The organism is Ulvibacterium marinum (genome assembly GCF_003626755.1).
Lineage (GTDB): Bacteria > Bacteroidota > Bacteroidia > Flavobacteriales > Flavobacteriaceae > Ulvibacterium > Ulvibacterium marinum.
Genome location: NZ_RBCJ01000006.1, coordinates 218,140 through 229,807 on the forward strand (window position 1 = coordinate 218,140; position 11,668 = coordinate 229,807).

Genomic DNA, 11,668 nt, shown 5'->3' on the forward strand with positions numbered 1-11,668 from the left:
AGAGATTGTTTTGAACAAGAGCATTTATTTAGTTTTGAGTTTGTTGTGCTTTCAGAATTGCACGGCCCAGTCCAAATCACTTTTAATAGATTCGGAACAAGAGATCGTAACCAAGGAGAAATTAAGCTACTATCTTTATTACCCCAAAGGTTATGAATCCAATCCCAATAAAGAGTTTCCATTATTGTTGTTTCTTCATGGTGGTGGTGAATCTGGTGATAGTCTACAGACCTTAAAAAAGAATGGGCCTCCGAAGCTAATTGTGGAAGGAAAGCAGTTTCCGTTTTTAATATTGGCACCCCAAAATCCTCATAAAAGAAAATGGTGGAATGTCCGGGCCGTCAATCAATTGCTAGATTCCATTGTGGGCAACAACCGGGTGGATAGAAACCGTATCTATTTAACCGGGTTAAGCCGGGGTGGGGGTGCCGCTTGGGAAATGGCGGTACAATATCCTAAGAAATTTGCAGCAATGGCCGTTGTATGTGGAATGACCCCGGTGCCCTATGCTTCCTGGATAGATAGAAAAATGCCCATATGGGTATTTCATGGAGAGGAAGATAAATCCATTCCTATATCGGAATCGGAGAACATGGTCAAGGCCTTGAAAAAAATGGGATACGATATCCGGTTTACCCGTTATCCAGGGGTAGGCCATAATTCATGGATTCAGGCTTATAGTACGGAAGAGTTGTACGATTGGTTTATGGAGCAAGATCGAAAGGACCAATAGTTTTAAAAAGTGTTTCTACTTTTTAGTAATCCTTACTTGGGGTGTATAATTTATTGTTGTTTTGAAGCTTTTTCATTACGTAAAAACCCGATTTCCTCCATCGAACTCATAGCAGACTAATGGCTATTTTAATATGTTATGGTCGATTCGTTACGACTCTTTTTCGATTCAATTACTTTTCTAAAGAAGGACAATAAATCTTCTACATGATAGTCAAAAGAAAATTGATCTCTTTTCTTCCACATATTTTCCCTGATTTCTTGCATTCTATCTTTGTTTCGAAGTATGCTCCCCAAATCTCTAAATTCTTTAAAGAACACCCCACAGTCCAATTTTCTTATTAAAGATTGAGTTGCAGCAATATGACCTTTATTATCCCTTTGAATCATAGGGACTCCGGCGGCGGCAAGGGTAGACATTCGAGCAGGGTAGTTCAAATCGTCCCAAGATACTCTGGCGGTTTCTCCCTCATTTCTGCTTTTGAAAACATGCAGCCATCCGGCATCATATTTGGAGAATTCTTGAACCCAATTCTCAGGAAAACAGTTGGGGTGAAGATGCAAATAGTTAGGAGCCAATTCCTTTGCCTCTTTTATCCAATCGCTATAGGCCATTTGATATCTGTTGCCATAAAAATGTAAATGAATATTTTGATCGGCCATTTCCTTAAAATGTTCTGGTTCTAGCCCAATCAATCGTCCAGAGGATAGCGTATGAATCTCCCCGTCTTGGTCCGAGAGCAATTCTGATCGTTCTTCCGAAAAAAAAATCTGACTCGGTAAATCGCCATCCAAAATATAACTCGTATCCTTGCTTTTTCCCAACATGTATTGGGTGTACCATTCCCTTGTTTCCCGGTTAATAAAAATTTGTCCGTCCGAATGATTCAATAAATGAATTAGTTTTTCCCACAACCCCGAGCTACGACAGTAAAAAGGGCCTTCCTTGAAGTGCCATATAAAAGGTATTTCCGTATTTTCGGACAAAACTTCATAGGCCAATGGAACGGCCTGAAAGTTTAAGAGAGCATAGATAATATCAGGTTGTATTTCATTCACCTTTTTCTTCCACACTCTTATGGGAATATCCTCGATATTGCCAAAAGGGAAGGGGCCAATGGCATTGTAATGGTTGGGTTCTTCTATCCAAAGCCCATATAGCTTGTGTCCTCGATCCTCAAAGGCACAGATACGGTCGGCATTATATGACAATTCACCCACCAATAGTATTTTTAGGGAGGATTCAGAGAATTTTCGTTTAATGATTTGAGATGGCCTGAAATCTTTTTTTTCATCTATCACCTCCCCAGTAGATTCATCATGAAATCGAATAGGTTGGTTTACGTTATAGAAAGCTTTGAATTTATAGATGCTCCCACCATAACTGCTCATTATCTTCTTATGTCTTTGATTTGCATGAAAAGTCCATTCACAGGTAATTTGTTTTGTTGGAATACATTCTCCTTGGGTTTCAATTTTCTTCCAAAACATTTCGAAGAGGTCACTGGTTACCATTTGATTTCTATCGGACCAACGATCAGGAGTTTTTTTATGTACTACCTGAACAGGTTGGACATAGAAATTCTCCGCGTGGGTTTCGGAAAACTTACTTATACTATTTTTATCGGTATTTATAGAATAGTATTTTAGACCGGAACATGCCAAAATTGCTTTTGGATTTTTTTTCAATGTCAAAAAGAGTGAATTTAAGTGATCTTTGTAATACAAGTCATCGGAAGGCAAATATCCTATTAAGGAGTATGAAGCGTTTTCAATACCTATATTTAAACAAGCGCCAAGTCCTTTGTTTTCTGGGTTTGTAAAGCATTTAATCCTATTTTCTTTTAAAAAAGGGTGGATGACTTGATCGGTATTATCAGTAGAACCATCATTGATAATGAGAAGTTCCCATTTTTCAAAAGTCTGTAATTGAAGACTTTTAATCGCTCCGGCAATAAATGACGACTGATTATAGGTTGGCATGATTACCGTAATGCCGTTATATGCGTTACTTATTTCTTTCTTCATATTTTAAAGTTCCTTGAAATCCTTAAGGCCTCGCTAATGACCAGTTCCATATCCATATACCTGTAAGTGCCCAAACGACCCAGGAAGGTGAAGTTTTGTTTTTTTTCAATATCCTTTTGATACTTTTCCAGGGCCTCCTTATCGTCTTTCAATCTTTTGGGATAATAGGGTTCATCGTGTATTTCGGTTTCCTTGCTAAATTCCCTAAAATAAATGGTCTTTTTGAAATTGGTCTTTTGAGAAAAGTGTTTATGTTCATGAATCCGTGTATAGGGAACATCAAGGTCGGCATAATTGATTACGGCGTTTCCTTGATAATCCCCAATCGTTCTTTCTTCTTCAAAAGTGACGGTCCGGTAACCTAATTTTCCGTATTTATAGTCAAAGAAACTATCGATTGACCCAGTGTAGAAAACATGATCAAAGGATGATACATCGAAGGAGGAATCGAATGGTGTATCGGTCAATACGCGAATACTCTTGTCATCCAGCATGTTTTCTATTATATTGGAATATCCTTTTTGGGGTATTCCCTGATATATCTTATCGTAGTAATTATCGTTGTAGTTGAATCGGACTGGCAATCTTTTTAAAATGCTCGCTGGAAGTCGTTCGGGGTCACATCCCCATTGTTTCTTGGTGTAACCGTAAATAAAGGCCTCATACAAATCTCTACCGATCATGCCCAAGGCTTGTTCCTCAAAGTTTCTGGCTTCGATAATCGATTTGTCTCTTTTTTGATCAATGAATTGAGCGGCCTCGGACGGGGAAAGAGAAACATTGAAAAACTGGTTAATGGTATGTAGGTTTATAGGGAAGGAGTATATTGTGCCACGGCTATTTACCTTGATCCGATTGGTAAAGTTGTTAAACGTACCGAACGTCCGTATATAATTCCAAACATCTAAATTATTTGTATTGAAAATGTGCGGGCCATATTTGTGCACAAGAATCTTGGTTTCCGGGTCCACTTCGGTATGGCAATTGCCGCCTATATGGCATCTTTTATCCATAACGACAATATTGTATTTTTTTGTTTTTGATAGCCTTTCAGCGATTACCGCCCCGGAGAATCCCGCACCAACAATTAGTATATTTTTTAGCATTACAGTAATATAAAACTTACATAAAATATACTAAAATACAACATTTAGTCCAACTTCTTATACTTGTTTTCGACTAAAGCGGTTTCATTTTATGAAATACCTTTAATAAGTTAATTGAATCAATAAAAAATAGGTCTTTGTAAAAAGCGGGCCTGATTATTTGCGGTGCAAAACTTGATGAGACGTTCATAAAAATCTTACATAAATCATATAAATTAGCAATAAATTAACTTTTTACTTACATAATAAATGTAAGTAAATACTTATATTTAATGTAATATTAAATCCTAAAAGATACTATTATGAAAAAAAAGAAAGAGCTCTCGTTGAGTTTAAACAAGAAGAAAGTGAGTGAGTTGAATAGGTCATCTCAACGGCAAATTCAAGGAGGTTATTGTAATACGTTCAATTGTCCAACCTGTAACTGTGGACCAACCCACGACTGTACGGATTTCTCAAAATGTGATTGCTAAAGACCCATAATTAACCTGGTGGTAAAGTGCTCCCAGTGGTTGATTGTAAAATTGGCCGTTGGAGTTCCTATGGTTTGGGCGTCGGGCTCGTATATTTATTACAAAATTTGCAATTTTAAAATAAGACTTCAACAGTTTTCACAGTGGATCGATTGAAAGTTAGAATCCATTTGAGAAAACTGTTGAGTTTTTCAATGACCTCATTTGGGTTATTCGGTTTTTCGAACCCTTGTAAAAGCACATAACCAGATAGCGAACCGATTTAATTTTTTTCTTCTCTGCGAGTTTTTTCAGGGGAATTTGCTGAAGACCCAATACTTGAACCCTTTCCAGCTTTTGTCCGCGGTGTCAAAGCTCGCAATAGATTTGATACATTTAAAACACATAACCTCCATTTACAAAAAGGAAACCTTTATTTCAACTAACAATGATAAAACAAATGTTTCTACAAGAAATAGAATTAAGTCAATAAAAAAATAGGTCTTTGTAAAAGGCGGCCCCGATTATTTACTGTGCGGAATTTGATATTGTTAAAAATCTTGGAGTAAATCATATATTTTAGTTTTAATTTAACTATTTACTTACAATTAAAAGAAATAAAATTCTTACATTTAATGTGATGTTAAACCTTAAAATGAACTATTATGAAAAAAAAGAAAGAGCTCTCGTTGAGTTTAAACAAGAACAAAGTGAGTGAGTTGAATAGGTCATCTCAGCGGCAAATTCAAGGAGGTTATCCAACGGTATCAGTTTGTATGCTTTGTACCGATACCAATTCACCGCCCATATCAGATTGTTAAGGATTCTCAGAATGTATTTGTTGCAAAATTTACATTTTTAAAATAAGACTTCAACAGTTTTCTCCAATAGGTTCTAATCTTCGACCGATCTACTGGAGAAAACTGTTGAGTTTTTAAATGGCCTCATTGGGGCCATTTGGTTTTTCGAATCCTTGTAAAAGCATATAACCAGATAGCAAACCGATTTAAACTTTTTCTTTTTCTTATCAAATTCTTCTTTGGTCCATTTCTCTATTCAAAATAAAGTGGAGGTGATGCTAAAGCATACTTCTTTAACAAATGGATTTGAACAAGCTTCTTTATGGGTTTTACTTATAATAGTATAGTATCAGCGGTAAGCTTTTGGTAGTAAACGAAACTGAGAATAGATGTTCTTAAAGTGATTTTTGGGAAGTGAAGGTATGGGCTTTCATTCGTACGCATAAGCTCTTAGCTAATCATTAAACATTCATCCCAAGAGTTAGGTTCTTCCGATAGATAATCTATGATTACAAGGCCGATGCCAGCCACTCCATCGAGCAGGGATAGTCGTGGTGTCCAACTTTGGACTGGCACGTTCCATTGTTTATAACCCGCATGGCCATCTTCATAAATTGCTTTTTGAATACCATCGGCTATCCAAAAATCAACTAGCTCCTTGAATGATTCATGCTTCGTATTTTCCCATAATTTTTGATAAATATGTGCGTTTCCATAAGAGCCATGACAAAAACCCGCATCCTTAACTTGGGTGTCATCAGGCGATTTTCTCTTTGTGGTATGGTTTAATATTTCTAGGGCGTGGTTCTTCATTGAACCATCGACTAAAGAATTTGCTGCGTATAATAAAGAAAGACCGATTCCTAAATCACCATAACACCAGGCAAGCCTACTGTTGTATTCAAGCGGGGCATCTGTTTCTACCCGAAAAGGAAATAAGGAGAGGTTTTCGGGACGCTTATCCTCTACATCAAAAATATAGTTCGCACTTCCAATGATGATTTTTCTGGTAGACTCTTTAAAAACATCAAATTTATATAATCGCGCAGCAAAATTAAGAATACTGGTAATACCATGGGAAAGACCTAGATTAACACCTCTACTGCCATTTTTTACGTCTAAAGTTGACTCCCATTTTAAAGTTTTCCCATTTGAAATAGAAAGTTTTTCCAAGGTTTTTATCAACTCGTCAAGATAGGATCTATACCTAAGTTTTAAATCGGTATTCTCCGTGTTTTGGTAACGGCTTAAAAAATAGTGGCCTTGCCCTATAGCGCCATGTAAATAATCATAGTAACCGACGGCTAGATCAGATTTCATTTGAGTATATAGATATTCATCAAATTGCCCAAGCAAATCATCACAATCCAACGACAAAAACTCTTCCTTGGTTAAATGTTGAACTGCCCAGCCAAAACCGGCAATACCCGTGCAGTACGTAGGGTATGAATAGCCTTCATTTATTTTTTTGATACAATCCGATATGATTTCGACGCCAACATCAGAAAAGGAGTCATCGTCGAGATACTTAGCATAATAAAAGCAGAATAAGGCCATACCGGAAAGACCTGATAAAACGCCAATGTCATTTTCTTTCCCATAATGATCTCGAATAGCCTCTGCAATTTTTTGAAGTTGATCTTCTAGTGTGTTATCATGTATCATTTTAAAAATTTTGAATTAAATAAGACATACTAACCATGGTTTGTAAACTTATAGAGTACCAAATAATAGATTAAAGAAAAAGTTTTGCGCTCCTAAAAAAAACTTTGACCTCGATAAAGTATATAGGCTTTGATAAATTATTGGAAGTTAAATATAAGCAATTAATATATATTTTTTCTTACATATTTTGTAATATTTAATGTATATAAAAAGAAAGAAATATATGTTTCGTTATTTTGATTCCAAATATGATTTAACTCATTTCCACGCTTATTTCCAAAATATTATTGCCCTCAAGTTCTTCATTAAATTTGCTGATAAATCCTTAAAAATATTGGCTTTTTCAAAAGCCATATGTAAAGTGATTGTTGAATTGATTTGGCCTTTTTGGTAAGGTTATTACAAATAGCTTATTGCTTTTGCTAAAAAAGGTGGAGGGAGGTTACTCTCCAATAGCTGAAACGAATAAATAATATGCTGTTATTCGATTATCAAAATCAAACAGATTACAGATAGCTTGTATCAAATATTCTTCTTGATTAATTTTTTTTTTCTGGTCCCATTTTTTGAAATTACGTATAATATAATACCAATGTTTTTGAAAAGGCTCCATTTCACTGGATTCATAAGTATCCTGATTTATAAATGAAACAAGTCTTTCTTTATTTTCCACAAAATTTATTTTGTTGGTTATTTTAACTTCTGTTAATAGCTTTGCGTCCAAATTTTTGTATTCGGATTCCAATAATCTTTCAAAAAGCTTTACGGATGATTCTTTTGTTAACCATTGAGATGTACTTGACATAGAAAATAATTCGATGAATATTTCAACAAGATTACGGATTGTATGCTCTCTATAATGTTGAAATATGGTTATCAATAACGTGGTTAGCTCTTTTTGTAAACGACTTTCGGTATAATCAAAATCATAAACTCCATAATGAATGGTGTTGGGTGTGAAATCACGGTAAGTTCCATTTCCGGAAATTACGTTTTTCGTATCACCGGCTCCAATTTTTGTGATACACTTTTTGAAATACGCATCAATTTTTAGAGCTAGTCTGGTTGCCTCTGCATTTGATGATACAATTGTCAGTCGTATGTGGCTCCCCCGGTCTTTGCTTACTGATAAAAAATAATTCTCGATTCCTGTGTTTTTTTTCAAGAAGGAGGGAATGTAATTTAAAATAAATTTATGCCATTGCGTATGGTCACAAAATATGGAGATACTCAGAGATCTTTTATTCTTTAAATCCACTTTCCGGTTCATGCACGATTTTTAATTGAGTTGATCTCGCCAAAAATAGTATTAACCCTAATTATTTTTTGTTCTTTGTTTTTCTCCATCTTGATACGGTTGTTAATTTGTGAGAAAAACATCACCCTCGTCTGAAAATCTTCCGGCTCACTACATTCATAAAATATTTCTCCCCTACGATTTTGCATTTTCCCAGTGGATATTGGAGTCAATGAAATTTGTTTATTACAGGTTTTTAGAACGATTCCATCATCACTCTTGATATAACTTCCTTTGACCCAACAATTGTTTTGGAGACTAAATTGATATGAGAATTTTCTATTTTCTATGAAAACATTGTAAACTGATTTTGAATTGACCAAACGATTTATTACCACTATACCCATGTAAAACACGCCAGTTTTAAATAAATAAAGCAATTCTGAGCTGTAATGATTTATATAGCGTAGATAAATTTGATTTATGGAGTGAATATTGTGCTCGTTTTCGATACGGGTCACATCATCATGATTTAAAACTTGGAGAAATTGACTATTACTAAAATAACGCGCTTTTCTTCCAAGTAATTCCAACCTATTCACTAAATCAAAATCCTCAAATCCATAGTCGGTCATATCTTCATCATAACCCGTTATTGCCATAAAATCATCTCTTAACACGCAAATTCTTCCATAGCAATCCTTTTTTCCAAAATCTCTTGGAACCGTCAGGTAGATATGCTGATGTTCCATAAATTCTCGGTTGATGTAATCCGCGAACCCTTCCCCGATATAATTGTCTGCATCTACATTACAAATAATATCTCCTGTAGCGTGTTTGGCGGCTACGTTCTTGGAATGGCTTCTCAGAAAATATTCTGGAAACCTTGTTTTAACATATATCAATAGGCCTGCAGCCCTATATTGGGACATCTCGGCCATTATCCATTCTTCCAAACCATCTTTCGAATTATAATCCAGTACCACAAACTCGAAATTACCGTAGGTCATCGTGTCTTCAATGTTTTTGGGAAGCGTTTTTTTCAAATGCTCCAATCGATTCATACATACGGTACAAAATGATATTTTAAGTTTTTTCGTCATATTTGAATTTTCTTTATTCAAAACTTTAATGTAAAAACTTAAGAGTGTGACGATTAAAGGGGATAGTGAAGACTTACCCTTTTTTCGCACAGCGGTTAAAGCAAAAAAAAATTGAAACTGATTATTTCCTGGGCAGAGCCATCTGATGATTATTTAGTTAAGCGAAATGTTTTTTGACCACCTCCCATATATAGGTGCCGGTCATGACGTGAGAATTTGCGATAAAGGTCTATTTTCTAATAATCTTCAAAACTCTGACATCAAAAAACCTGGAGGTTGCCACTTCATTCTACTCTGTTATCTAAACAATAAAAAGCCTGCGAGAAACCATCTAAAGTCCAATTCGGAAATTCTTCATTCTTTTCTAACACCATTCCTTATTTTAGCTCCGCGTTTGCGTATTACGAGCAGTAGCACAATTACACCACATGACTGTAACAGGTCATTGGGATAACCGGCACCGCATTTAATTCTGAATTGTACGTAAGATTTAACTTATTTAACACTTCTTTGTTGAGAATAAGTCCCAATTTCTTTTTCTTTAGATTTAACTGTTAAAAGGTTATTTGAGCTAAAAATACTATATAATAATGCATATATTCTTACAATTAAAGTTAAAAATTCATTAAAATCAAATTTCAAATATCATGTTCATTTGGAAAAATAATTTAGTTGTTAAGAAGATAGGTCTGCAGGTTTCTACTTTTTTTTGAGAAAAGTAAAGCGTATGATATAAACCCTATTGGTTTTAAGGAATTTTACCTCTATTTTCATCTTGAAAAAATATCTTTCATCTGAAACAATTGGGCGATGAGGCTTTCCATTTTTGTGCTTTGTGCTGTATTTTTCCTTTTCGTTTCCTGTTTTGAATCCTTGCCTCCATTTTCTAACACTTTCACGGGCGACATTCGAATAAATCAAACAGGATACTATCCCGCTGCAATAAAAAGGGCCACTGTTCTCAATGGAGAAGGGAAGGACGAATTCAAGATAGTGGATAAGGATAGGATGGAGGTAACCTTCACAGGAAAACTTTCACAGATCAAGGATTGGAAATTGGCGGGGGAAACAGTACGTATTGCCGATTTTAGTAATATAAAAGATGAGGGAACTTATATGATATTTGTTGAGGGTGTGGGATATTCGTACCCTTTTGAAATAGGTGAGAATGTATTGGACGAGGCTTTTTTAGGCTCTATAAAAGGACTTTATTACCAGAGAGTGAGCATAACGCTAAGAGAAGAACATGCCGGTAAATGGCATAGAGCAATGGCACATTCTGACGACAGTTTGCTTTTTCATCCCTCAAGTGGAAAGACAAAAGACTTTTTGTATTCACCAGGAGGATGGTACGATGCCGGGGATTACAATAAATATGTGGTTAATGGTAGTTTTCCCTTAGGACAGTTGTTTCTTTTGGAGGAGCAATATCCCAACACTATAAATGATCAAGAGCTTAATATTCCTGAGAGTGGTAATGGTATCAGCGATTATTTGGATGAATTAAAATATGAGATGGATTGGCTTTTAACGATGCAGGATGTGGACGGTGGATTGTTTCATAAGCTTACGGCAAAGAAGTTCGAGCCTATGGTAATGCCCCATGAAGCTACCAGTCAGCGTTATATTGTTGGTAAGGGAACCGCAGCTACTTTGGATTTTTCTGCATGTGCCGCACAGGGCTATCGCATTTTCAAGAAAATGGATGCCGAATACGCAGAAAAATGTTTAGAGGCTGCAAAGCAGGCGTATGCTTGGGCCTTGAACAATCCTGGAATTGAATTTGTAAATCCTAAAGACGTATCAACGGGACAGTATGGCGATACCAACTTTGATGATGAATGGTTTTGGGCGGATGCAGAACTTTTCATTTCCACACAAGATTCTTCTTACCTTGATCATTTAAGGACAAATTCGATTGATTTTGAATTCAAGCCCGGAGAAAGTTGGACAGCATATATGCGTTTTTTAGGAATGTTCTCTCTTTTGGAGAATCGGGAAACGGTTCCGCAGGATTTGTATCAAAGATTAAAAAATGGAATTACCGAGTCTGCCGATGGGTTGGTTGAAAAAGCAAAAAAATTGGATTATTTTCAACCCGTTGATGATTTTCATTGGGGATCCAATAGTGATGTACTAAATGCTGCTATGATAATGGCCCAGGCCTATAGATTGGAAAACAAAGCAGATTATTTGTTCGGGGTACAGTAGGCCATGGATTATATTCTAGGCAATAATGCTATAGGCATTAGCTACCTTACAGGTTTTGGGGACAAAACCCAAATGTTTATCCATCATCGGCAAAGTGCTGCCGATGGTATAGCAGAGCCTGTACCGGGTCTGTTATCAGGTGGGCCCAACAGTCGTTTGCAGGATGTGGTAGGAGGAGTGGTTTATCCTGAAAATCCTTCACCAATGAAGAGTTGGGCGGATCAAGAACCCAGTTATGCTAGTAATGAGATCTGCCTGAATTGGAATGCGCCTATGACCTATGTACTGGGTTTCCTGGAGCAAGAATCGAAATAGAACACTAAATTGAATAGAT

The 11,668-nt window shown here is 36.0% G+C and carries 8 protein-coding genes and 1 pseudogene; 4 read left to right on the plus strand and 5 right to left on the minus strand.

Annotation, left to right across the window (positions count from 1 at the left end):
• Positions 1-10: 10 nt before the first annotated feature.
• Positions 11-733 carry a carboxylesterase family protein gene (locus D7Z94_RS24250; protein ID WP_245967298.1) on the plus strand — a complete coding sequence of 241 codons (723 nt, stop codon included), beginning with the start codon at positions 11-13 and terminating at the stop codon, positions 731-733.
• A gap of 128 nt (positions 734-861) precedes the next feature.
• On the opposite strand, the gene D7Z94_RS24255 is transcribed toward D7Z94_RS24250, so the two are convergent.
• Together D7Z94_RS24255 and glf are read right to left on the minus strand one after the other, a co-directional pair.
• Complete coding sequence (locus tag D7Z94_RS24255; protein ID WP_120714240.1) at positions 862-2,760, minus strand: glycosyltransferase family 2 protein; 1,899 nt, start codon at positions 2,758-2,760, stop codon at positions 862-864.
• Positions 2,757-3,866, minus strand: coding sequence for a UDP-galactopyranose mutase (gene glf / locus D7Z94_RS24260; RefSeq protein ID WP_120714241.1), 1,110 nt, complete (start codon positions 3,864-3,866; stop codon positions 2,757-2,759). The genes D7Z94_RS24255 and glf overlap by 4 nt, the downstream gene beginning before the upstream one ends.
• A 302-nt stretch (positions 3,867-4,168) precedes the next feature.
• Here glf and D7Z94_RS26245 point away from each other — a divergent pair, with 302 nt between their 5' ends.
• Together D7Z94_RS26245 and D7Z94_RS26250 are read left to right on the plus strand one after the other, a co-directional pair.
• On the plus strand, positions 4,169-4,339 hold the full coding sequence (locus tag D7Z94_RS26245; protein ID WP_211341855.1) for a class I lanthipeptide: 171 nt from the start codon (positions 4,169-4,171) through the stop codon (positions 4,337-4,339).
• A gap of 644 nt (positions 4,340-4,983) precedes the next feature.
• Complete coding sequence (locus tag D7Z94_RS26250; RefSeq protein WP_211341856.1) at positions 4,984-5,139, plus strand: class I lanthipeptide; 156 nt, start codon at positions 4,984-4,986, stop codon at positions 5,137-5,139.
• Between the two features lie 429 nt (positions 5,140-5,568).
• Here D7Z94_RS26250 and D7Z94_RS24270 read toward each other — a convergent pair whose 3' ends face one another.
• From D7Z94_RS24270 to D7Z94_RS24285, 3 genes are all read right to left on the minus strand, one after another.
• Positions 5,569-6,783: a lanthionine synthetase C family protein gene (locus tag D7Z94_RS24270; protein WP_120714243.1), complete on the minus strand. Its 1,215-nt coding sequence runs from the start codon at positions 6,781-6,783 to the stop codon at positions 5,569-5,571.
• A 442-nt stretch (positions 6,784-7,225) separates the two neighbouring features.
• Complete coding sequence (locus D7Z94_RS24280; RefSeq protein ID WP_120714245.1) at positions 7,226-8,053, minus strand: hypothetical protein; 828 nt, start codon at positions 8,051-8,053, stop codon at positions 7,226-7,228.
• Positions 8,050-9,123 (minus strand): glycosyltransferase family 2 protein, encoded by a 1,074-nt coding sequence (locus D7Z94_RS24285; protein ID WP_120714246.1) that lies wholly within the window; start codon positions 9,121-9,123, stop codon positions 8,050-8,052. The genes D7Z94_RS24280 and D7Z94_RS24285 overlap by 4 nt, the downstream gene beginning before the upstream one ends.
• Before the next feature lie 810 nt (positions 9,124-9,933).
• On the opposite strand from D7Z94_RS24285, the pseudogene D7Z94_RS24290 reads away from it, so the two are divergent.
• Positions 9,934-11,649: pseudogene (locus D7Z94_RS24290) on the plus strand (glycoside hydrolase family 9 protein).
• The last annotated feature ends 19 nt before the right edge of the window (positions 11,650-11,668 follow it).

What these genes read in the sequence shown, in the direction of transcription:
- D7Z94_RS24255 (WP_120714240.1), bottom strand. Translation starts at nt 2,760, where the DNA reads ATGAAGAAAGAAATAAGTAACGCATATAACGGCATTACGGTAATCATG.
- glf (WP_120714241.1), bottom strand. Translation starts at nt 3,866, where the DNA reads ATGCTAAAAAATATACTAATTGTTGGTGCGGGATTCTCCGGGGCGGTA.
- D7Z94_RS26245 (WP_211341855.1), top strand. Translation starts at nt 4,169, where the DNA reads ATGAAAAAAAAGAAAGAGCTCTCGTTGAGTTTAAACAAGAAGAAAGTG.
- D7Z94_RS26250 (WP_211341856.1), top strand. Translation starts at nt 4,984, where the DNA reads ATGAAAAAAAAGAAAGAGCTCTCGTTGAGTTTAAACAAGAACAAAGTG.
- D7Z94_RS24270 (WP_120714243.1), bottom strand. Translation starts at nt 6,783, where the DNA reads ATGATACATGATAACACACTAGAAGATCAACTTCAAAAAATTGCAGAG.
- D7Z94_RS24280 (WP_120714245.1), bottom strand. Translation starts at nt 8,053, where the DNA reads ATGAACCGGAAAGTGGATTTAAAGAATAAAAGATCTCTGAGTATCTCC.
- D7Z94_RS24285 (WP_120714246.1), bottom strand. Translation starts at nt 9,123, where the DNA reads ATGACGAAAAAACTTAAAATATCATTTTGTACCGTATGTATGAATCGA.